21 protein-coding genes and 2 pseudogenes are annotated in these 22,469 nt (G+C 56.5%); 6 read left to right on the top strand and 17 right to left on the bottom strand.

What is annotated here, in order from left to right; all coding sequences use genetic code 11:
- Positions 1–175 precede the first annotated feature (175 nt).
- The 11 genes and pseudogenes from pptA to BH712_RS02035 all read right to left on the bottom strand — a co-directional run.
- Positions 176–406: a tautomerase PptA gene (pptA, locus tag BH712_RS02090; RefSeq protein ID WP_003857012.1), complete on the bottom strand. Its 231-nt coding sequence runs from the start codon at positions 404–406 to the stop codon at positions 176–178.
- A gap of 37 nt (positions 407–443) precedes the next feature.
- A complete protein-coding gene (locus BH712_RS02085) occupies positions 444–1,061 on the bottom strand; it encodes a glutathione S-transferase family protein (protein ID WP_006810732.1) in 618 nt (205 codons plus the stop codon).
- 41 nt (positions 1,062–1,102) lie between these two features.
- Positions 1,103–1,990, bottom strand: a complete 888-nt coding sequence (locus tag BH712_RS02080; protein ID WP_006810733.1) for a transporter substrate-binding domain-containing protein — start codon at positions 1,988–1,990, stop codon at positions 1,103–1,105.
- Positions 1,991–1,999: 9 nt separating this feature from the next.
- Positions 2,000–2,773, bottom strand: coding sequence for an amino acid ABC transporter ATP-binding protein (locus BH712_RS02075; RefSeq protein ID WP_006810734.1), 774 nt, complete (start codon positions 2,771–2,773; stop codon positions 2,000–2,002).
- Positions 2,757–3,683, bottom strand: coding sequence for an amino acid ABC transporter permease (locus tag BH712_RS02070; protein ID WP_006810735.1), 927 nt, complete (start codon positions 3,681–3,683; stop codon positions 2,757–2,759). Before BH712_RS02070 ends, BH712_RS02075 begins: the two co-directional genes overlap by 17 nt.
- A gap of 9 nt (positions 3,684–3,692) precedes the next feature.
- A complete protein-coding gene (locus BH712_RS02065) occupies positions 3,693–4,202 on the bottom strand; it encodes a GNAT family N-acetyltransferase (protein ID WP_006810736.1) in 510 nt (169 codons plus the stop codon).
- A gap of 9 nt (positions 4,203–4,211) precedes the next feature.
- Positions 4,212–6,475: pseudogene (locus BH712_RS25055) on the bottom strand (NtaA/DmoA family FMN-dependent monooxygenase).
- A 16-nt stretch (positions 6,476–6,491) separates the two neighbouring features.
- Positions 6,492–7,613: an amidohydrolase gene (locus BH712_RS02050; RefSeq protein ID WP_006810739.1), complete on the bottom strand. Its 1,122-nt coding sequence runs from the start codon at positions 7,611–7,613 to the stop codon at positions 6,492–6,494.
- Positions 7,610–8,611 carry an LLM class flavin-dependent oxidoreductase gene (locus BH712_RS02045; RefSeq protein WP_006810740.1) on the bottom strand — a complete coding sequence of 334 codons (1,002 nt, stop codon included), beginning with the start codon at positions 8,609–8,611 and terminating at the stop codon, positions 7,610–7,612. Before BH712_RS02045 ends, BH712_RS02050 begins: the two co-directional genes overlap by 4 nt.
- 109 nt (positions 8,612–8,720) lie before the next feature.
- Positions 8,721–9,260 (bottom strand): shikimate kinase, encoded by a 540-nt coding sequence (locus BH712_RS02040; RefSeq protein ID WP_006810741.1) that lies wholly within the window; start codon positions 9,258–9,260, stop codon positions 8,721–8,723.
- 71 nt (positions 9,261–9,331) lie between these two features.
- A pseudogene (locus tag BH712_RS02035) lies at positions 9,332–9,424 on the bottom strand ((R)-mandelonitrile lyase); the annotation flags it as partial.
- Between BH712_RS02035 and BH712_RS02030 the strand changes: the two are divergent.
- Together BH712_RS02030 and ansP are read left to right on the top strand one after the other, a co-directional pair.
- The gene (locus BH712_RS02030) at positions 9,405–9,755 is read left to right on the top strand and encodes a LysR substrate-binding domain-containing protein (RefSeq protein WP_006810742.1); all 351 of its coding nucleotides are present in this window, start codon (positions 9,405–9,407) and stop codon (positions 9,753–9,755) included. The pseudogene BH712_RS02035 and the gene BH712_RS02030 sit on opposite strands and share 20 nt — an antisense overlap.
- A 328-nt stretch (positions 9,756–10,083) precedes the next feature.
- On the top strand, positions 10,084–11,580 hold the full coding sequence (gene ansP, locus BH712_RS02025; protein ID WP_006810743.1) for an L-asparagine permease: 1,497 nt from the start codon (positions 10,084–10,086) through the stop codon (positions 11,578–11,580).
- A gap of 93 nt (positions 11,581–11,673) precedes the next feature.
- Here the strand turns inward: ansP and yncE are convergent, their stop codons facing one another.
- Positions 11,674–12,735, bottom strand: coding sequence for a 7-bladed beta-propeller protein YncE (gene yncE / locus BH712_RS02020; RefSeq protein ID WP_006810744.1), 1,062 nt, complete (start codon positions 12,733–12,735; stop codon positions 11,674–11,676).
- A gap of 247 nt (positions 12,736–12,982) precedes the next feature.
- Here yncE and pqqU point away from each other — a divergent pair, with 247 nt between their 5' ends.
- Positions 12,983–15,100 carry a TonB-dependent receptor PqqU gene (pqqU, locus tag BH712_RS02015; protein WP_006810745.1) on the top strand — a complete coding sequence of 706 codons (2,118 nt, stop codon included), beginning with the start codon at positions 12,983–12,985 and terminating at the stop codon, positions 15,098–15,100.
- Positions 15,101–15,231: 131 nt separating this feature from the next.
- On the opposite strand, the gene BH712_RS02010 is transcribed toward pqqU, so the two are convergent.
- From BH712_RS02010 to BH712_RS02000, 3 genes are all read right to left on the bottom strand, one after another.
- Positions 15,232–15,900, bottom strand: coding sequence for a GntR family transcriptional regulator (locus BH712_RS02010; RefSeq protein WP_006810746.1), 669 nt, complete (start codon positions 15,898–15,900; stop codon positions 15,232–15,234).
- A gap of 256 nt (positions 15,901–16,156) precedes the next feature.
- On the bottom strand, positions 16,157–17,191 hold the full coding sequence (locus BH712_RS02005) for an NADP-dependent oxidoreductase (protein WP_006810747.1): 1,035 nt from the start codon (positions 17,189–17,191) through the stop codon (positions 16,157–16,159).
- A 66-nt stretch (positions 17,192–17,257) separates the two neighbouring features.
- Positions 17,258–17,833 carry a helix-turn-helix domain-containing protein gene (locus BH712_RS02000; protein WP_006810748.1) on the bottom strand — a complete coding sequence of 192 codons (576 nt, stop codon included), beginning with the start codon at positions 17,831–17,833 and terminating at the stop codon, positions 17,258–17,260.
- 147 nt (positions 17,834–17,980) lie between these two features.
- Here BH712_RS02000 and BH712_RS01995 point away from each other — a divergent pair, with 147 nt between their 5' ends.
- Both BH712_RS01995 and BH712_RS01990 read left to right on the top strand, forming a co-directional pair.
- Positions 17,981–18,499, top strand: coding sequence for a GNAT family N-acetyltransferase (locus BH712_RS01995; RefSeq protein WP_006810749.1), 519 nt, complete (start codon positions 17,981–17,983; stop codon positions 18,497–18,499).
- Positions 18,496–18,945, top strand: a complete 450-nt coding sequence (locus BH712_RS01990) for a DMT family transporter (protein ID WP_006810750.1) — start codon at positions 18,496–18,498, stop codon at positions 18,943–18,945. The genes BH712_RS01995 and BH712_RS01990 overlap by 4 nt, the downstream gene beginning before the upstream one ends.
- A 3-nt stretch (positions 18,946–18,948) precedes the next feature.
- Here the strand turns inward: BH712_RS01990 and BH712_RS01985 are convergent, their stop codons facing one another.
- Both BH712_RS01985 and BH712_RS01980 read right to left on the bottom strand, forming a co-directional pair.
- Positions 18,949–19,182, bottom strand: coding sequence for a YdcY family protein (locus tag BH712_RS01985; protein WP_006810751.1), 234 nt, complete (start codon positions 19,180–19,182; stop codon positions 18,949–18,951).
- A 74-nt stretch (positions 19,183–19,256) separates the two neighbouring features.
- Positions 19,257–20,855 (bottom strand): ABC transporter substrate-binding protein, encoded by a 1,599-nt coding sequence (locus BH712_RS01980; RefSeq protein WP_006810752.1) that lies wholly within the window; start codon positions 20,853–20,855, stop codon positions 19,257–19,259.
- Between the two features lie 282 nt (positions 20,856–21,137).
- On the opposite strand from BH712_RS01980, the gene BH712_RS01975 reads away from it, so the two are divergent.
- Positions 21,138–22,469: an SrfA family protein gene (locus tag BH712_RS01975; protein ID WP_006810753.1), complete on the top strand. Its 1,332-nt coding sequence runs from the start codon at positions 21,138–21,140 to the stop codon at positions 22,467–22,469.

The raw sequence follows: 22,469 nt of genomic DNA, 5'->3' as shown, positions 1-22,469 counted from the left end.
CCTTTTACTAATTTGTACTTAATCTGGTGCAGTTGCAATGCTTACCTGCTGATTTAACGGATATTGTTCGGATGGATGAATTGTAGCGGAATCGTTATGGTTTTTATTATCGATTTTTGCGAAAGGGAATAAAAGTGGGGATCGCCGGGTGATATTGCACCACCCGGCAGGCAAGTTACATCGAATAGCCGGGCTTCTTAATCAGTTCATCCAGTTTCGGGCCGATCTCGGTATCCCAGACCTGCGCTTTCCAGTCAGCTTCCTGAACCTCCTGAAGCGCCACGGAGATTGAGCGATCTTTGCTGTTCAGGTGACGGGCGATCGCTTCGGCGATATCCGCCGCCAGGGCCGTTTTTTGTTCGTCAGTCAGATCGCGTGGAAAACATTTGATATCTACGTGTGGCATGGGCAGGGCTCCTTTTATAGGTGAGCGTTCCACGTTATCAGATTATATCGTTAGCTTTTAGCACCTTGTGCAGTTCCGGCAGCGCGCAGACGGCATCCGCGACGGCGGTAATATTAGGCGTGTTAGTGGCAAACCACTCATGACGTGGCCCCCAGGTACGCGCAACGGCAATATAGACGTCAAGCAGCGTCAGCTGTTTGCCAAACGCAAACGGCGAGGCGCTGAGCTGGCTGTCGAACCACAGATAGAGCGATTTTCGGTACTCAATGCAGTTTTTCTTCAGCTGTTCCGGGGCATCAGGAACCCAGCGTTCCGGGTAGTCTGCATACGTAAAGGTGGGATAGACGTTCGCCACAAACCAGATGAGCAGGCGCTGAAACTGCTGGCGCTCGGCCTGCCCTACGGGCGGCGCGAGGTCGGGACGTCTGTCGAGCACCATCAGGGCGATCGCTGCGGTTTCCGTCACGATCGCCCCATTTTCCAGCTCCAGCGTCGGCACCTGGCACAGCGGGTTCAGTTTCAACAGCAATTCGCGCTGCGGGCCGGGCTGGTCAAACCCGTCCACGTTGACGAACTGATACGGGATGTCTGCCAGAGTCAGCATCACTTCACTGATTGCCGATCCCCAGCCGGGTACGCCATAGAGTTTGATCATGTTGCCCCCTCAGGGATGAAAACCCTAAGTGTAGAGCACCATTAGTAGGTTATCCCGGGCGGGTTAACGTCAGAAGACGTCACCGCTTCGCCCGCCTCCCCCCAGCGCGCCAGCACCTTTTGATAATCCCCGCGCTTAATCGCACCGTCCAGCGCAGCCTGCAACGCATACACCAGCCCATTGCCTTTTTTGGTTGTGGTGGCGACATAGGCTTTCTTCGGCCCTAATCCCACGACGCGGGTTTTGCCGGTTAACGCGGCTTTGTAGGCCGAAACGGACTGCGGTCCAAAGAAAACATCCGCCCTGCCGGACTGAATATAAAGATTGCCTGAGGCGTCGTCGGTCAGATAAACCGGCAACGCAGGCTCGCGCCCGGCCTTTTTATTCTCTTCGTTCCAGCCCAGCAGAATACGTTCCTGATTGGTGCCTGACCCGACAATCACCTTTTTACCGGCCAGATCTTTCGCACGGGTGATCGACTGTACGTTGCTGGTGGATTTCACCGAGAAGGCGAGGGAATCGACGCGATAGGTCGCAAAATCGAACTTCGCCTTACGTTGCTCGGTGACGGCGATATTCACCAACGCCACGTCATAACGCCCGGAAGTGATCCCCAGCGGCCAGTCTTCCCACGCCGTTGGCACCAGCTTCAGCTTCAGCCCCAGACTGCCCGCCAGCAACCGGGCGATATCCGGGTCGCTGCCAATACGGGTGCGGTTATCACTGGCCAGCAGCGCCAGCGGCGGAGAATTCAGCGCTGAAATCGCCACCGTGAGGGTACCCGGCTCAACAAATTTATAGTTCGCCGGGATTTTCGCCACTGCCTGTTGATCAACCGTCACCGGCAGCGGCTGTTCGTTGGCCTTTAAATCAATGCTGGCGTAGCTCGCCGTCGTGAAGACCAGCCCAGCCAGGAGTCCATATTTCATCTGCGCTCCTTACAGCACTTTTGAGAGGAACTGGCGCGTTCGCGGATGCGACGGTCGGTTTAACACGTCGTCGCTGCTGCCCTGCTCCACAATTTTACCGTCGACCATAAATACCACCTTGTCCGCCACTTCCCGGGCAAAGCCGATCTCATGGGTGACCACCACCAGCGTAGTGCCGGAACGGGCGAGCTTTTTAATCACGTCCAGCACTTCGCCAACCAGTTCCGGATCCAGCGCCGAGGTGGGTTCATCAAACAGCATCACGCGCGGGCGCAGCGCCAGCGCGCGGGCAATGGCGATACGCTGCTGCTGGCCGCCGGAGAGGTGACGCGACCATGCATCGGCTTTATCGCGCAGACCTACCACATCCAGAAGGCTGTAGGCGTTTTCAACAGCCTCTTTTTTACTGAATTTTTTATGCGCGATAGGTGCTTCAATCAGGTTTTCCAGCACCGTGAGATGCGGAAAAAGATTGAAGTTCTGAAACACGTACCCAACGTTGACGCGCTGTTTGAGGATCTGTTTCTCTTTGAGCTCGTAGAGTTTGTCACCCTGACGGCGATAGCCGATGTAATCCCCGTCAATCTGAATAAAGCCTTCGTCTACGCGCTCCAGATGGTTAATGGTGCGCAGCAGCGTCGATTTTCCCGATCCAGAGGGGCCGAGGATCACCGTCACGGAGCCCGGCGGGATCTCAAGCGTGACGTTATCGAGCGCTTTATGTCGGCCAAAAAACTTACTGACGCCGGTAATGGAAATATGTCCTTCAGGAGAGGCTTGCATGAACAGGCTCCTGTGCTGGCGAAGTGGTGACGGAACGCGCGCGACTGGCCGCCCGGTTGTGGTTAACGGCGGAGCGGCGCTCGCTGCGGGCGAGTCCACGCTCAATAACATGCTGGATGGCAGACAGTACGGTGGTGATCACCAGATACCAGACGGCCCCCACCATCAACAGCGGGATCACCTCCTGGGTGCGGTTGTAGATCATCTGGATCGTGTAGAACAGTTCCGGCATCGCCAGCACGTAAACCATCGCCGTCCCTTTGGCGAGGCTGATGATTTCGTTAAACCCGGACGGCAGGATGGTGCGCAGCGCCTGCGGGAGAATTATGCGCACCGTGCGACGCCATGCCGGCAGACCTAGCGCAGCGGCCGCCTCATACTGACCGTGGTCGACCCCAAGGAAACCCCCGCGAATGATCTCCGCAGTATAGGCGCTCTGCACCAGCGTCAGCCCCACGATGGCGGTAGAAAACTGCCCGAGCACGTTGATGGTGTCAAAGCTGCCCCAGGTAATGCCGGTAAAAGGCACGCCGAGAGAGAGCGTGTCGTACAAATAGGAGAAGTTATAGAGGATGATCAGCACCACGATCAGCGGCAGCGAGCGGAACAGCCAGATGTAACCCCAGGCCAGGCTGCTCAACAGCCATGATGAGGAGAGCCGCGCCAGCGCCAGCATGCCGCCCGTCACCACGCTCAGCACGGTAGCTATCAACGTCAGCAGCAGCGTCTGACCGACGCCTTCGAGGATCACCGGGTCAAAGAACCAGCGGGCAAAAACCGCCCACTCCCAGCGCGGATTAAAGGCCACGGACTGGATCACGACCGCCAGCACAAACAGCGCCACCACGGCGCCAGCAGCGCGCAGCGGATAACGTGCCGGGACCACTTTTATGGTTTCAACGTTGCTCATCGTCGCTCCTTATGCGGTTTTGCTGAGCGCTTCGCGGATCAGCGTTTTGGTGAAACGTAGCCGACCATCGAACGGCGGCTGGCTGTACTCTTCCGGATCGCGGTTGAGATCGAACTGCGGCTGATACCCCTGGCTGAGATAGAGCCGCACCGCCTCCGGCTGACGAAACCCCGTTGTCAGGTAGATGTGGCTGTAGCCCGCCAGCACCGCCCGGCGCTCCAGCTCCTGCACCACGCGCGCGGCGAGTCCCTGCTGGCGCAGCGTTTTATCCGTCCAGATGCGTTTGATTTCCGCGGTACGTTCGTCGAAAGGCTTGTACGCACCGGTGGCGAGGATTTCGCCATCGCGCTCCAGGACGATAAACAGCCCCTGCGGCGCCAGGTACCACTCTGTCAGCTCGACTTCCGCATCCTTTGAAAAGTAGTCACCGTAACGCGCGGCGTATTCACCGAACAGCCCCTCGATAATGGGCTGAAGATCGGCATCTTCCGGCGAAACGTCACGAAATTGTTCCCGCATAGCGCCTCCTTAATCGCCCAGACCGGCCGGGTTAACGTCGGAATGGGGGATACGCTCCACGCCTTCCCCCCAGCGGTTCAGCACTTTGTCGTAATCTCCGTTCTTGATCACGCCGTTCAGCGCGGTCTGAACCGGTTCGACCAGGCCGCTGCCTTTTTTCAGCGTCACGGCAATGTGCGCCGCCTTCGGCCAGCCGCCGTCGACGCTGCCGACCAGTTTGGTTTTCCCGTTGAGCGCCGCTTTCCAGGCGCCGATCACGTTCGGGCCGAAGTAAGCATCCGCACGTCCGGACTGAATCGCGAGGGTTTGCGCCGCATCGTCTTTGGTGTAGATCGGCGTAAAGGGTTTAAGCCCTTTTTTGAGGTTCTCTTCGTTCCATGCCAGCAGAATGGCTTCCTGATTAGTGCCGGAGCCGACGATGATGCGCAGCCCGGCGATATCCTCCGCCTTCTGGAGCGAAGCGATCGGGCTGGTGGATTTCACGTAGAAGCCAAGAGAATCCTTGCGATAGGTGGCAAAGTCGAACTTCTCTTTGCGCGCTTTGGTGACGGTGATGTTGCTGATAGCCGCGTCGTATTTCCCGGAGGCCACCCCCAGCGGCCAGTCTTCCCAGGAGGTGGGAACCACGTTCAGCTCCAGCCCGAGGCTGTCCGCCACCAGACGCGCAATGTCGACCTCACTTCCCAGCAGGGTTTTGTTGTCGTCAGAAAAGACCGTCAGCGGCGGTTGATTCAGGCCCGCTACCGCCACGGTGAATTTCCCTGGCACGGCAAAGTGATAGTCTTTCGGCAGTTGCGCGATCGCATCGCTGTTTTTGGCGGTATTGATCGGCGTTTTATTGGCCTCAATGCTCACGCCGGTGCCGTTAATATTGACGTTCTCTGCCCAGACGGCAGGGGTAAAGGCCAGCGCAAGCGCCAGAATAAGCGATGATTTCTGCATAGCATTGTTCTCTTTTATTGTTGTGTGAACTGGTTTTTGGGTTCGTCTAAGCCCAGACTTTCGCGCAGCGTGGTGCCGGGATAGTCGGTGCGGAACAGGCCGCGCGCCTGTAAAACGGGCACCACCTGGTCGACAAAGCGCGGGAAGGTGTCCGGCGTCCCGCCCTGAATGATGAAGCCGTCTGCCGCCTTCTCCTCGAACCAGGCCTGTAAACCATCGGCCACCTGCTCCGGTGTGCCGGAAAAACGCGGGCGCGGCGATGCGGCTTCCAGCGCGACCTGACGCAGAGTTAAGTTGCGCTCCCGGGCATTACGTTTGATTTCATCGGTGGTGCTGCGAAAGCTGTTTTGGCCTAAATCGCCAATATCCGGGAACGGCGCGTCGAGGGGATACTGGCTAAAGTCGTGATGCTCGAAATAACGTCCGAGGTAATTCAGCGCATCAGCAATGGAGACCAGTGCCGCCGTGGTTTGATATTGTTTTTCGACGTCATTGGCGTTGTTTCCGACAATGACGCTGACGCCCTGGAATATATGTAAATCCCCTGCGCGGCGGCCGTGACTTTCCAGCTGCTGTTTAACATCCCGGTAAAAGGCCTGGGCGTCTTCCAGCGTGTCATGGTGGGTAAAGATGGCGTCGGCGTGTTTTACCGCCAGCTTTTTACCGTCGTCGGACGCGCCAGCCTGAAAGACAATCGGACGTCCCTGCGGCGTGCGGCCAATATTCAGCGGGCCGGAAACCTGGAAGAAATCACCGTGGTGATCAAGGGTATGCAGTTTCGACGCATCAAAGAATTGTCCGCTCTCTTTATTGCGGATAAAAGCATCCTCTTCCCAGGAATCCCACAGCCCTTTCACCACGTCGAGATACTCATCCGCAATGCGGTAGCGCAGCGCATGCTCCGGGTGTTTTTCGCGGGAGAAGTTCTTCGCCGATCCTTCCAGCGGCGACGTCACCACGTTCCAGCCCGCCCGTCCGTTGCTCAGGTGATCGAGGCTGGCAAACTGGCGCGCAACGGTGAAAGGCTCGCTGTAGGAGGTGGATAACGTGCCGACCAGCCCCAGGTGCGAGGTGATACTCGCCAGCGCGGACAGCACCGTCAGTGGCTCAAAGCGGTTTAAAAAATGCGGAATGGATTTCTCGTTAATATAAAGACCGTCGGCGACAAATATAAAGTCGAGCTTGCCCGCTTCCGCCTTTAAAGCCGTTTCTTTAACGAAATCAAAATTAATGCTGGCATCTGCGACCGCCGCCGGATGGCGCCAGGCAGACATATTTCCGGATGCACCATGCAAAATGGTCCCCAGCCGCAATTGTCGATATGCAGACATATTCACCTCAAATGAATTAAACGTGTTGCAGGGCTTGTTCCGCGAGCTGAGCAAAATAGCGGGCAGCGGGTTCGATGAGTGCTTCGTCCGGGTTAAATGCCGGGTGATGTAACCCAAACGGACTGTTGCTGCCAATGCTGACAAACGCGCCGGGAATGTTTTGCAGATAGACCGCGAAATCCTCCCCGCCCATGTGCAGTTCCGCATGCCGGGTTTCATATCCCGCTTCGCGCGCCACCGAGGTGGCAAACCCGGCCCAGTGCTCATCGTTCACCAGCGCGGTAGGCCCGGCGTACCAGGTGATGTTGATCTGCGCGCTAAAGGCGCTGGCAAATCCGGCGGCGATTTCACCGACGCGCGCTTTCACGTTCTGCTGCACTTCCGTGCGGTGCGTACGCAGCGTACCCTCCAGCTCAACGCTTTCCGGCAGTACGTTCCAGGTATTTCCCCCGGCGATGCGCGTCACGCTCAGAACAACCGAATCCAGCGTGTTGACGTTACGGCTGGCAACGCTTTGCAGCGCGGTTACCAGCTGGCTTGCCAGCACGATGGCGTCGTTGCCTTCATGCGGACGTGCGGCATGCGCGCCTTTGCCGGTCACGTGAATAACGAAGCGATCAACGTTGGCATAGAACGGGCCGCCGCGCGTGGCAAACTCGCCGACCGGCAGTGAAGGCTCGTTATGCATGCCGAAAATCGCGCGTACGTCGCGTAACGCCCCGGCCCGCACCATGCTTTTTGCACCGCCGAAATTCTCTTCCGCTGGCTGGAACAGGATCCGCACGCGGCCGTTAAGCGAGGCTTCCCGCTCTTTCAGCTTTAACGCTGCGCCGAGGATCACGCTGGTGTGAATGTCGTGTCCGCAGGCATGCATCACCCCCGCACGCCGGGAGCTAAACGGCACCCCACTGCGCTCGTCGATGGGTAACGCGTCGATATCGGCGCGCAGCGCAACCAGTGCGTTACCCGTGCCGATCTCCGCAACCAGCCCGGTCTTGAGATCGTAATCAAGCGGGGCAATCCCGGCCGCCGTCAGCCACTCGCGCAGGCGAGCCGTTGTTTCGACCTCCTGACCGGAGAGTTCAGGGTTCTGGTGCAGCTCACGGCGCCAGGCAATCAGTTGTTCGCTAAAGCTCATACGGTCACCTCCCTGTTAAGGCGCGCCTCGGCCAGCAGTCGCAGGGACTGCACGCGCGTTGCGCCATCCGCCACCGGCGTGTCGATGATAAATTCCTCAATCCCCCACTGCTGATGCAGCGCGTTGAGCTGTTCAAGCACCGACGCCGCCGTTCCGGCCAGCAGAGACTGCGCCCGACGCGCGATGCGCACCGGTTTACTCCCCGCCTGCCGCGCAAAGGCGTAGGCCTGTTCTTCGCTGGCCACGGTGACGCGCTGCCCGTTTGCCAGCTCCACGCCCCACACTTCAACCTTCTGCGCCAGCGCGTCGGCCTCGGCCTGCGTGGGCGCAACGATCGCCTGCACGGCAACAATCACCTCCCGGACGCTGTGTTGACGCCAGGCTGTAACGACCTCGCGCAGCAGTTCAGGATCACCGTTCAGGTGGGCGGCAAAGACAAAATGCCAGTCGAGGGAGGCCGCCAGCAGCGCGCTTTCGGTGCTGGCGCCCAGCAGAAAACCATGGGCAGGCACCGGCGGCAGCGGCGTGGCGCGAACGTCCTCCTCCGCTGACTGATTTTCAGGGCGGATCCAGCGATCGAGCTGCGTCAGTTGTTCAGCAAAGCTGCCTTTTTTCTGCGGTTCCAGGCCGTGCTGCAACGCGCGAGTTGAGAGCGGCAGACCGCCGGGCGCTTTACCAACGCCCAGATCAACCCGGCCCGGCGCCAGGGCAGCCAGTACGTTAAAATTTTCGGCGACTTTATAGGGGCTGTAGTGTTGCAGCATGACGCCGCCGGAACCCACGCGAATACGCTTTGTTTGCCCGAGGATCCAGGCAATCAGCAGTTCCGGCGAGGGGCTGGCAAGCTGCGGGGTATTGTGGTGTTCGGCAATCCAGAAGCGGTGATAACCCAGCGTTTCCGCCTGCTGCGCCAGTGTTAAGGTTCGCGCCAGCGCATCGGCGGCTGTTTCGTGTTCTGCGACGGGGCTTTTATCCAGAATGCTGATTCGCCATGACATGTTGCGTTCTCGTTTGACTTAACATGGCGTCATTATTAAAGGCGGATTTCACCTCTGAGAAACAATTTATTTACATTTGGATTGCCGGAAAACGGCAATAGAGGATCTGTCAACGGCGTGACTGGAGCGATGTAATGAGTGTTTCCGCTTCATGCCGTCGGGTAATGCGGAGAAAGCGAATGTGTGCGTACTGCGGGTTGTGCATATCCGCTTCATAGCGTTTGCGGTTGCTGCGCCAGGTCTTGATCGTCCAGATGATGATGGAGTCCTTGCTAAAGAACGATTGACGAAAGCTTTCGCGGTTCCCCGTACCGGGCCAAAGCTCCTGTTTGTGCCATGCACGTTTGAAGGCTCGCGTCACCGCCTGCCAGAGCGTGCGGATAAACCCATGATCTATCCACACCACCATATCAACGTCGCGCCACTTTACGTCGCGTGTACGGTTGTAATTCCCGTCCAGTACCCAGTCAGGCGATGCGGCGAGCGTTTGTTCCAGCGCTGCGAGAAACTCCTCATCAGGGGTTCCCTGCCAGTTCGCTCGCCAGTAAAGCCTGTCCATCTCAATGTAAGGGATAGACAGCGCCTCCGCGATTCGCCTGCCAAACGTGCTTTTCCCACTTCCGCTGGTGCCAATGATATTGATTTTCACCGTTCCGCCTGCACATGCTGAAGAAAACGGATCGAATCATAACGTTAAAAATTTGTTTACGAAACGCCAGACTACTCGTTCGGATACTGCTCGTCAGCGACCTTCGCCAGCCACTCCACCGGACTGCCGTTAACCGCTTCTGCAATGGCGATATGGGTCAACGATCTGCTTTCCTTTATGGTCGTCGCCCGGGAGCGCAGCTTGGGGTATCTCAGTCGGCGCTCAGTCACGCGATGCGCAATCTGGAAGCGAGGGCGGGTGGACGGCCAACTGATCCTCAACAGCCTGCCGCAACGCATCGATGCCGCCGAAAACGGTCTGGGGCTGGCCTACGTTCCAGAAGATTCGATATTCGACGCTCTTGCGGAAGGCCGGTTAGTGCGTGTTCCTGAAGCCTGGTGTCCGGCTTTTACAGGCTACCATCTGTTTTATCCAAGCCGCCGCCAGCACACGACGGCGTTTGCTTTCCTCATCGCAGCCCTGCGGCATTCCTGATGCCCTACCTGTCAGTAATTATTAAGTAAACCTGATGATTAAATCCGCATTTACTGGCCTTTTTGACTAAAAAAACGCCACGATTCAGCGCGTTGTGATCCCCGTCTGCTCTGACCACACGATTTCCTTCGACGTGCATCACTTTCGACACGGTTATATTTTGCGTCGCTTATCAATTGCGGGTAGGATGCCTCGCCATGTTTTGCCTTATCCATACACAGAATGACTGGAAAGGCAGCATGTGTCTGTGCAGAAGCAATCGTTTGTTTTGGCTTCCGCCAGGCAGGACTATCACGTTAATGGTTCAGACAGGCAAACAGGTAACTCAATGAAAACAAGCAATAAAAGCGCAGCCGATCATCATGCTGCGAAACGTCGCTGGTTGAACTCTCATGAAGAGGGCTATCACAAGGCGATGGGCAACCGTCAGGTGCAGATGATCGCCATCGGCGGCGCTATCGGTACAGGTCTGTTTTTAGGTGCAGGCGCACGTCTGCAAATGGCTGGCCCTGCTCTCGCCCTGGTCTATCTTGTGTGCGGGATCTTCTCTTTCTTCATCCTTCGCGCCCTTGGCGAACTGGTGCTCCACCGCCCTTCCAGCGGCAGCTTTGTCTCTTACGCCCGTGAATTCCTCGGTGAAAAAGCCGCCTATGTCGCGGGCTGGATGTACTTCGTTAACTGGGCGATGACCGGTATCGTCGATATCACCGCCGTTGCGCTGTACATGCACTACTGGGGCGCGTTTGGCGATGTGCCGCAGTGGGTGTTCGCCCTTGGGACACTGGCGATCGTCGGGACCATGAACATGATCGGCGTGAAATGGTTCGCCGAGATGGAGTTCTGGTTCGCGCTGGTCAAGGTGCTGGCCATTGTGATCTTCCTGGTGGTCGGTACCGTGTTCCTCGGCACCGGTAAACCCCTGGACGGCAATGCGACCGGCTTCCACCTGATTACCGATAACGGCGGTTTCTTCCCGCACGGTCTGCTGCCAGCGCTGGTTCTGGTGCAGGGTGTGGTGTTCGCCTTTGCCTCCATCGAACTGGTGGGGACGGCGGCCGGTGAATGTAAGGATCCGCAGACGATGGTGCCAAAAGCCATCAACAGCGTGATCTGGCGTATCGGCCTGTTCTATGTAGGCTCCGTGGTACTGCTGGTGCTGCTGCTGCCGTGGAACGCATACCAGGCGGGTCAAAGCCCGTTTGTGACCTTCTTCTCTAAGCTGGGCGTCCCGTATGTGGGCAGCATCATGAATATCGTGGTCCTGACCGCCGCGCTCTCCAGCCTTAACTCCGGGCTCTATTCAACAGGTCGTATCCTGCGCTCCATGTCGATGGGCGGCTCTGCGCCGAAGTTTATGTCGAAGATGAGCAAGCAGCAGGTGCCTTACGCGGGTATCCTGGCGACGCTGGTGGTGTACATCTTTGGCGTGTTCCTGAACTATCTGGTGCCGTCTCAGGTGTTTGAGATTGTGCTGAACGTCGCCGCACTGGGCATCATCGCCTCCTGGGCCTTTATCGTGGTGTGTCAGATGCGTCTGCGCAAAGCGATCAAAGAAGGGAAAGCGGCTGACGTTAGCTTCAAGCTGCCGGGCGCACCGGTGACCTCCTGGCTTACCCTGCTGTTCCTGCTGAGCGTGCTGGTGCTGATGGCCTTCGACTACCCGAACGGGACTTACACCATCGCCACGATCCCGCTGCTGGCGGTGTTGCTGATTGCTGGCTGGTTTGGCGTGCGTAAACGCGTGAACGAAATTCACAGCACTGCACCGGTTCATCCTGATGATAACAAACAGGATGGTCCCCTGGTGGAAGAGACCTCGCGTTAATAAAAAAGCCGGGTGGCGGTTTCGCCTTACCCGGCCTGCATTTCATGGTTTTTTCTGGCCCGGTAAGCGCAGCGCCACCGGGCAATTCACACCTTACAACTCGATACGAATCACATCGTCAGGCTGGGTCGCTTCCTGCTGACGGGTTGATTTCTGTTTCACCGTCACGTACAGCGTTTTACCGTCCGCAGACAGCGCCAGGCTGTTCGGGTAAACCGGGGTATCGTAGGTTTTGGTCACTTTATAGGTTTTGGCGTCAATCACGCTCACCTTGCCCGCCTCGCGGTGCGTCACATAGGCTTCGTTACGCGCGGGGTTGAACAGTACGGCCAGCGATTCTGGCGCGGCGATTTTCTGCATCACGCTTCCATCTTTCAGGCTCACCACCAGCACTTCTGGCTGTTTAGAATCCGTCAGGAACGCGCGCTGACCGGCAGTGTCCAGGCTCAGGTTCAGGTAGAAGTGTTCTTTTCCGTCGTCCTGCACCTTTTTACGGCTGAGGATTTTGTTGGTTGCCGTATCAATGGTGACCAGCTCGCCGTCCGCATTCGTGGTGTACAGACGTTTTGCCTGTGCATCCAGCGCCAGCCCGGTACTGAACGTGCCGGTGTTCGCGATGGTGTCCTTCAGCTTCAGCGTTGCGCCATCAACAACCCAGATCACGCTCTCCTTACCAATGCCGGTAATGTACACCGTATTCGTTGTGTCATCGGCCACCAGCTGGCGCGGCTGAAGCGGTTTCACCGTGTCGCTACGCTTGCGATCGTCCAGCACCAGGCGCCCTTTCACCTCGCCCGTTTTGGCGTCAATCGCCGTCACGGCGCTGTTGACGGTGTTTCCGAACCACAGCGTCTGGGTGGCTTTATCGATCGTGGCGCCAAACGGCTTGAGATCGTTATGAATCGCCTGCGTCACTTCAAGCGTGACCGGATCCAGACGATAAACCACGCCGCCCTTATCGGTTTTGCGGCTTTGAGTCGTCGCAACCCACAGCGCGTTTTCCTGCTGGCTGACGGCCATTTCATACGCGCCCTTGCCTACCGCCTTGCGTAGCATCTCTTCAGCAGCATGAACCTGGAACGTACCGGCAAACAGTAAAGAACCCAGCAGCAGAGACCCACGCAGACGCGGCGAGCACAGATGACGTAAAGACATAACAATTCCTTTTTAAATGAGGAGATTTACCGCTGACATCACTTCCGGTGGGCAAAGTCATCGCTTTGCCGTTATTTTAATGAGAATAGTAATCATTAATGGGTCGAATGTGGAGTATTTCTTTCCTTCAAACCCTTACATTCACGAAATGTGCGGTTATAGTTTTCATAACATTTACAAAGGATTTAACATATATACACAGGTTCCAGTTGATTTGGTTCGAATTTTTTCTTAATCGGTTTACTTCATGAAAATTATTACTGCCCGTAGGGTATCGCTACCCCTGCTGTTCGTTCCCGTCGTTTTTGGCCCGCTGAGCGCGATGGCCGCAGATGAACAGACCCTGATCGTCAGCGCCACGCCGCAAACCGTCTCCGAACTGGACACCCCAGCCGCAGTCAGCGTGGTGAGTGGCGACGATATGCGACATGCCACCCCGCGTATCAACCTTTCTGAATCTCTGGGAAGCGTACCTGGCCTGCAAATCCAGAACCGCCAGAACTATGCTCAGGATCTGCAACTTTCTGTCCGCGGATTCGGCGCGCGCTCAACCTTCGGCGTACGCGGGATCCGCATGTACGTAGATGGCATTCCGGCAACCATGCCCGACGGCCAGGGGCAGACGTCAAACATTGATCTCAACAGCATCGAGAGCGTCGACGTGCTGCGCGGCCCCTTCTCCGCCCTGTACGGCAATGCCTCCGGCGGCGTGATCAACATCCACACCCAGACCGGACAACAGCCAGCCACAATTGAAGCCAGCAGCTATTACGGCAGCTACGGCACCTGGCGTTACGGCATGAAGGCCACCGGTGCGGTGGGCGACGGGACTCAGGCGGGAGATGTGGATTACGCCGTCTCCACCACCCGTTTCACCACCCATGGCTATCGCGATCACAGCGGCGCACGGAAAAACCTCGCCAACGCGAAACTGGGCGTGCGCATTGATGATGTCAGTAAGCTGACGCTGATTTTTAACAGCGTGGACATGAAAGCCAACGATCCGGGCGGACTGAGCTATCAGGAATGGCAGAATAACCCGCGCCAGTCACCTCGCGGCGATCAGTACAACACGCGAAAAACCATTAAGCAGACCCAGGCCGGGATCCGCTACGACCGCCAGCTGAGCGAACAGGATGACCTCAGCGTGATGATGTATGCCGGTGAGCGTGAAATGACCCAGTACCAGTCCATTCCGGCGTCCACTCAGCGTGACAATCCTGCGCATTCGGGTGGTGTAATTGATATGCAGCGCCACTATCAGGGTATTGATACCCGCTGGACCCACCGCGGCGAGCTGCTGGTGCCGGTAACGTTTACCACCGGCCTTAACTACGAAAATATGAGTGAAAATCGCCGCGGGTATGAAAACTTTGTGGTGAACAACGGCGTGACGGATTATGGCGTGAAGGGTGACAAACGCCGTGACGAACGTAACCTGATGTGGAACCTTGATCCTTACCTGCAAACCCAGTGGCAGCTAACGCAAAAGCTGTCCGTTGAGGCGGGCGTGCGTTACAGCTCCGTCTGGTTTGACTCCAACGATCATTACATTACCCCGAAAAACGGCGATGACAGCGGTGACGCCAGCTACCATAAATGGCTCCCGGCAGGTGCGGTAAAATACGCCGTGACCGACGCATGGAACCTGTATGCCGCGGCGGGACGGGGATTTGAGACTCCGACCATTAACGAACTCTCCTACCGTTCTGATGGCAAAGGCGGCCTCAATATCAACCTGCAACCGTCAACCAACAACACCTATGAGATTGGCAGTAAAACCCGCATCGGCAATGGCATCCTGACGGCGGCGCTGTTCCGCACGGATACCGACAACGAGATCGTGGTCGACGAAAACAAAGAGGGTCGCACCACCTATAAAAATGCCGGGAAAACGCGCCGTCAGGGTGTGGAAATTGCGCTCGACCAGCAGTTTGCCGAGAACTGGAAGCTGAAGATGGCGTGGACCTATCTCGATGCGACCTACCGTACCAACGTCTGTAACAATACAGACTGTAGCGGCAACCGGATGCCGGGCATTGCCCGTAACATGGGGTATGCGTCGTTTGGCTGGGAGCCTGAAGAAGGCTGGTACGCGGGTGCAGATGCGCGCTACATGAGCGACGTGATGGCAAACGACACCAATACCGCCAAAGCGCCCTCCTATACCGTGGTTGGCCTGAATACCGGCTATAAACTCAATTACGGTAAATGGGGAATGGACCTCTTTGGTCGCGTCGATAACCTGTTCGATAAAGAGTATGCCGGTTCAGAGATTGTTAACGCTGGCTACAATCGCTATTACGAACCTGCTCCTGGCCGTAACTATGGCGTCGGTCTGTCGGTCTCTTATCGCTTTGAGTAAAACATTCTCCGGCAGCGTACGTTGCCGGTAAAAATTAAGCGAAATAACGTCATTCCCGGTAGCCTGATGCGCCGGGAATATAATCCGGGAGGGGTAATACGAATATTTAAATAAGGGCGTCAGAGGGATCCTTAACTGTAGTATTGCCGTTGCAGGAGGATATTGGCTTCATCAATAGCCCGGTCGATCGCCTCCCGACTCGCCGTCACATCCCGTTGCTCCAGCGCAGAAAGCAGATCGGCATAATGATAGGTCGTGGCGGGGATGTCTTTCAGCTCTTCGTGCAGGTAATTGATACACGGGCCAATTCGTACCCAGAGCTGCTCAATCAGCGAGTTCAGGGTCGGCATCTCGGCATATTGATAGAGCGTAAAGCGGAACACGCGGTTGGCATAGATCGCTTTCTGCACGTCGCCCTGATGCATGGCGGTGCTGAAGTTATCGGACAGCGCGCGTAACGCATCCAGCCTGGTCTCGGTCATATTCTGGCACGCCGCCGCAACGGCCATCGGTTCAAGCTGCTTTCTGATGGCGTTAATTTCGTTATAGCGCTCCAGCGTCACTTCTGGCACCAGAAATGCCTGCGCTGGCGTGGCCTGTAAGGCACCCGCAGACACCAGGCGCAGCAGGGCTTCGCGCACCGGTGTGATACTGGTGCCTAATTTATCCGCAATCTCTTTCGTGACGAGTCGAGCCCCAGGTTTTAATGAGCCCGTAATTAACGCTCCCTTTAAACTGTTCTCAACTTGCAAAGTCAGACTGATTCTTTGTGCTTTTTCCAAATGTTCCAAATCAAGCATGTTTAATTCCCGTAGCCAAACAAAATGCCATTTTCAGCGACTGTTTAAAAAAACGTCGCCGGTCAGATATATCCTGTATCGTCATGCCTGGTATGAGGGGCGCGCGTAAAATTACATTCGTTCAAATAATATTGCATTTTTCAATTCTGGCTCAGCTGGCCGAGGGCGCGCAAAGCTTATGGATTAATTAAAGACAATATATCGTATCTTCACAAATAATTATGGCGGACATCGCCCGCCATAACCGATGGTCTGATTAGTCTGCCGCCACGCGGATCACGACTTTGCCGAAGTTTTTCCCTTCAAGCAGCCCAATCAGCGCGTCCGGCGCCGCGTCCAGCCCTTCAGTGACCTGCTCGCGATAGTGAATTTTGCCTTCCTGCACCCAGCGGCCCATTTCCTGCTGGAACTCGTCGATACGATGACCATAGTCCTGAGCGATGATAAAGCCCTGCATGCGGATGCGTTTTTTCAGGATGGTTCCCATCAACAGCGGCAACCGATCCGGACCCTCCGGCAGGTTGGTCGCATTGTAGCCGCTCACCAGTCCGCAAACCGGCACGCGCGCGGAGGTATTCAGGAGCGGCAGCACGGCGTCAAAGACTTTACCGCCAACGTTTTCATAATAAACATCAATGCCCTGCGGGCAGGCTTTCGCTAGTTGGTCGGCAAAATCATCCGCGTGGTGATCCAGACAGGCGTCGAAACCGAGCACGTCAACCGCATGACGGCATTTCTCTTCCCCGCCAGCCACGCCAATGACCCGGCATCCTTTGATTTTACCGATCTGCCCCACCGTTGCGCCGACCGGCCCCGTGGCTGCCGCCACGACAAGGGTCTCCCCCGCCTGCGGCTGGCCGATATCAAGCAGGCCCATATACGCGGTGAAGCCCGGCATCCCCAGTACGCCGAGCGCCCATGAAGGGTGCGACGGGTTTTCACCCAGCTTCACCAGCCCTTTCCCGTCTGACAGTTCATACTCCTGCCAGCCACTGTAGCCCAGAACCCACTCACCCTCTTTATAATCCGGATGACGCGAGGTCTCGACGCGGCTAACCGTACCGCCCACCATCACCGCGCCGATCTCGACCGGAGGTGAATAGGATGGCGCATCGCTCATACGGCCCCGCATGTACGGATCAAGCGAGAGCCATACGGTGCGTAACAATACCTGCCCCTCTGATGGCGTGGGGATCGGCTGTTCTTCTAAACGGAAATTATCGGCGACCGGCGCGCCGTGTGGACGGGAAGCCAGTACCCAGCGTCGGTTTTGCGTAGTTGATTGACTCATTCATCGCTCCTTACTGCTGAAAATGTCATTAAAGTCTGGCACGTTATCCTGCGGATCGCCTTCGCATTATGAGCCGGACTGATTAAGCCGCACGACCAGATAAAGGCACGGCTCATCCGTTTCGTTGATAAACCGGCAGTCGTTCGGTGGCCCAAGTTCCAGGCAATCTCCGGCCTTCATTTCATGGCGGGTCTCTCCTTCCAGAAAGACCAGTTCACCTGCCTGCAACCAAATCAACTGTCGCGCCAGCGCATAAGAGGATGCAGGCATAGGCACATCGCTGCGTGCGGGCAGTTCCACCTGGACGAGATCGATAGGCATATCGGTGCGCGGCGACACATGGCGACGCAAATAGTGGGTTTGCGGATCGCGCCAGACGGGCTGGTTCGCCAGACGTAAAAGTTTACCCTCCTGCATTTCCGCGCGCGCAATGAGCGTAGACATGCTGATACCAAAGGCACCGGATAAACGGGCAAGCAGGGTCGCCGTCGGGCTACTGTCACCCCGTTCAATCTTGTGGATCATGCCGCGCGAGATGCCTGCCCGTTCGGCCAGTTCGCTTAAAGACCAGCCCCGCGACTCGCGTTCAAGGCGTATGCGGACGCTAATCCGTTGATTCATATTGTCTGTCATCGTATTCATGACGTAATACTATAGTGTATGGATGGTGACTCGGGGCAATTTAATGACAATAAAACAGGATTTTGCGTAGCGATGCACGACAAGAACTGTGTAATATTGTGAGAAAATCGTACTACTATAGTAAACATCACAGCCAGAGGGTTAATCATGATTGTTCGTCATGCCTGCAAAGAAGATTGTGCCGCTATCGGTGAAATTTATAACCATGCGGTGCTGCACACCGCCGCCATCTGGAACGATACCACTGTCGACACCGATAACCGTATTGCATGGTTTGAGGCGCGTACGCTTTTGGGTTATCCGGTGCTGGTCAGTGAAGAAGAGGGTGTGGTAACGGGATACGCCTCATTTGGCGACTGGCGAGCGTTCGACGGTTTTCGCCATACGGTGGAGCACTCGGTTTACGTTCATCCCGATCACCAGGGCAAAGGCATTGGCCGACTGCTGATGACGGAATTGATCAAGGAAGCCCGCCAGATCGGTAAACATGTGATGGTGGCTGGCATCGAGGCGCAGAACCAGGCGTCAATTCATCTGCATGAAACCCTGGGCTTTAAAACCACCGGAAAGATGCCGCAGGTGGGAACCAAATTCGGTCGCTGGCTGGATTTAACCTTTATGCAGCTCCTGCTCGATGAGCGCAGCGAACCGGATGCTCTGTCATGAATCAGTCGTTGACGTTAGCGTTTCTGGTGGCTGCCGGAATTGGCCTGGTGGTGCAAAACACCCTTATGGTGCGCATTACGCAATCCTCCTCCACCATTCTTATCGCCATGCTGCTGAACTCGCTGGTGGGGATTGTGCTGTTTGTCAGCATTCTGCTGGTGAAAAATGGCCTGGCGGGATTTAACGAACTGGCTTCAACGGTGCGCTGGTGGACGTTGATCCCCGGCCTGCTGGGGTCATTTTTTGTCTTTGCCAGTATTAGCGGGTATCAGAACGTGGGTGCGGCCACGACTATTGCCGTACTGGTGGCAAGCCAGCTGATTGGCGGCATGGTGATGGACATCCTCAAAAGCAACGGTGTGCCCCTGCGCGCGCTGGTTGGGCCGGTCTGCGGCGCAGTGATGCTGGTGGTCGGCGCCTGGCTGGTGGCACGGCGCCAGTTTTAACCCTTACAGGATGGTACCGCCCTGCGTGAGGTGAGCATGGCGCGCCTCCGCCTCTTCTTTATGCTGCTTACCATGATGCGCAATCGCAGTGCGCAGGCGCTGCTGCTGGGTATAGCGATCTTCACGGCTGAGTTCTGCATCATCGCTTAATGCGATCAGCAATTCGTTCATGTGGGTAATGACGCTCTCTTCGATGGCGGCGTCGACGCGGACGATAACATCGCTTAAATGTGACATTGTCACTCCTTTTCACGTGCCCGGTGGCAAATGTTAGCCGGGTAAGGCGTAGCCGCCACCCGGCAATAATACGATCAGTTCAGCTTCGCTTTCGAGAAATCGCTGCCCATCAGGCTTACGCTGTACCCGGTCACGTTGCTGCGTGTCGCGTAGAACGTTTTACCGTTAGCTAACGCAATCCATGGCGCCTGCTGGTAGAAAATCTCCTGTGCCTGGCCATACAGCTTCGCACGTTCTTCCGGGTTGCTGGTCAGTTTGGCCTGTTGCACCCGTTCATCATACCCCTTATCACACCAGCGCGCGGCGTTGGATCCGGTTTTGATGCTGTTACATCCCAGCAGCACGTCGGCGAAATTGTCCGGATCGCCGTTGTCAGACATCCAGCCGAACAGTGCGGAGTCATGCTCGCCTTTACGCATGCCGGACAGGTATTCCCCCCACTCGTAGGAGACAATTTTCGCCTTCACGCCTACTTTCGCCCAGTCAGCCTGGATCATCTCCGCAATGCGTCGGGAGTTCGGGTTGTACGGACGCTGCACCGGCATTGACCAGAGTGTCACTTCCGCGCCCTTCTCCAGACCCGCCTGCTTCAGCAGCGCTTTCGCTTTTTCCGGATCGTAGCCGTAATCCTTCAGGTCTTTGTTAAAGCCGAGCATATTCGGCGGGATCGGCGATTTAGCGACCGTACCAGACCCCATAAAGACCGCGTTCACAATGGCCTTTTTGTCCGTCGCATAGTTCAGCGCCTGGCGCACCAGCACGTTATCAAACGGTTTTTTCTCCGTGTTGAACGCCAGATACCCCACGTTTAGCGCCTCCACCGAGTGGAGCGTCAGGTCTTTGTTTTTCTTGATCGCGTCGAACTGCACCGGCGACGGCGCAGGAATGATCTGGCACTCGTTCGTTTGCAGCTTCGCCAGGCGCGTCTCAACGTTCGGCGTGATGGAGAAGATCAGGTGTTTGGTTGGCACCTCACCGTCCCAGTAATTCGGGTTGGCGACGTAGCGGATCAGCGAGTCCACCTTGTACTGCTGAAGCGCATACGGCCCGGTGCCGATTGGCCAGGTATCCACATTTTCAGGTGTGCCTTTTTTCAGCATGGCGTCCGCGTACTCGGCAGAGAGGATCGAGGCGAAGTCCATTCCCCAGTCGGCCAGGAACGCCGCGTTGGGTTCGCTCAGGGTGAACTGGACGTGGTAATCGTCGATCTTTTTCACATCCTGAATCAGCTTGTCGAGGCCCACGTCATTAAAGTATTCGTAATTGCCCTGCGAAACATTGTGATACGGATGTTTAGGGTCTTTCTGACGCATAACGGAGAAAATAACGTCATCAGCGTTAAAATCGCGGGTAGGTTTAAAGTATTTATTGCTGTTAAATTTCACCCCTTTTCGCAGGGTAAACGTATACGTTTTGCCGTCAGGCGAAATGGTCCATGACTCCGCCAGAGAAGGAACCGGCGTGTTTTTTACCGGGTCGAAGTTAATCAGACGGTTATACAGCGTTTGCGAGCTGGCGACAAACGAGGGCCCAGAGCTGGCGATCTGCGGGTTAAACGACTCCGGCGACGCCTCGGAGCAGTAGATAATGGTGTCATTGTTTGCCGCCCATGCGGCGCTTGCCGGTAGCAGCGCGCTCAGCGCGAGGGCGAGCACGGTTTTCCCTGTAGACATGGTTATTACCCTTTCGGTTTTATTATAGTGAACAGTAATAACAGCACAGACGTTTTGACCTGACAAATAACGAATCACTATCAGGTTATTCTAAAGACCTACATTTCGCTGGTTTTAGCATCAGCCCGCATAAACCGATTTGCCTTAAGGTCCATTATTCGTCAAGCACAACCGTCACGATCAATGCCGCAAGAAATCGTCCCTTTTGCCGTCTCCTCAGCCGTTTGCTTGCTTACCGGTTTCGCTAAAGTAATGGCGTGAAGAAGTCTACAGGACCAAATCGTGGCAAAAACACTCTTACGCAGCGGTAATCTGGATGATTTTCAGGCCGTTGGCGGCGGCGGACAGGCCGTTTTTGAATCAGCGCTGCAAATCCGCGAAGCGCTTCGGTTGCGCAAACAGCAGGCTATCGTCGATTGCCTGGCTATACCTCAGGTTAACGACGGCGGCGATCGCGTTGACTGGTACTCCCCGGTTGAGGGAACCGTCTCCAGCTGGAAGGCAGCGGATGAAGATGACCGTTTTCGCGCCCTGCGCTATCTGGAAAACACGCTCGCCAGCGTGGAGTCGCTGAGTAAAAAATGCCTTCAGTCACCGAAAACGGCGCAGCAACTGTTTGGCTCTCTGCTCTCGAAATCCTTCCAGTTCCCCGGGGAAAACTTTGTCTATCTGGTCGATGGCAAACCGGTGATCTGCTTCTGGGGTTTCGTCAATCTTAACGAGAGTGCGCGCGATGACGTGCTGGACTGCCTGCGCGAATCGTTGATCCCTGATCCTGAGCCCGTGGTGATCAACGAACCTGAACCGGAGCCAGAACCGGCCCCGGTGGTGACGTTTGAGCAGGCCGATGCGCCGCTTATCACGCCCGCGGCTACCGTCCGTATCACCGAAGATGAACTGTATACGCCTGAACCGGTGCGTATGGACGTCACACCGCCAGAGCCCGCCCCGGCGGTCGTGCAGAAAAAACGTCGCTCCCCCCTGTGGTTACTGCCGGTTGCCGCGGTCATCATTGCGGCTATCGCCACCCCGCTGCTCTGGCCAAAACAGGCCCCGACCGCAGCGCCAGCCGCCACGCCTGCACCGGCCCCTGTCGCGATTGCTCCGGCCCCCGTGAAGACGGTGGAGCCGCTGGAGCTGAAACTCCCGCTGCACCAGGCCGAAGTGGTTGAGCCGAAGGTGAAAACGCCTGCCCCGGCGGCCGAACCGGTGGTCATTACCGCAATACCAAAAGATGCGATGGTAATGGAGGCAAACCAGGTCAAAGCGGGGTTAACGCGCTTCCTGAACGGCACCTGGCGCGCGTTTCTCGATGTGCAGGATCCGCTCACCGGCAAACCGCCCTCGCTGCGCTACCAGATCCAGAACAACAAAGGTTTCGCCCGGGTCGTGCATGGCGACAACATTGTCTGTCGGGTAGACGTCTTCTCCGGCTTACACAGCAACGGCGAGCTGTTGATCAAAACGCGCGGTAACGCTCGTTGCTCCGACGGTTCACGCTATCCGATGCCGGAAGTGACCTGTAAGGCCGGTGCCAGCGATGTGGCGGAATGCACTGCACGTTACGATGCCAACACCGTCGTTCCTTTGACGTTCAAGAAAGCAGGTGTCTGA

This window comes from Enterobacter hormaechei ATCC 49162 (assembly GCF_001875655.1).
Lineage (GTDB): Bacteria > Pseudomonadota > Gammaproteobacteria > Enterobacterales > Enterobacteriaceae > Enterobacter > Enterobacter hormaechei.
The sequence above is the reverse complement of the archived record's forward strand: the minus strand, read 5'-3'. Positions and strand labels throughout refer to the sequence as shown.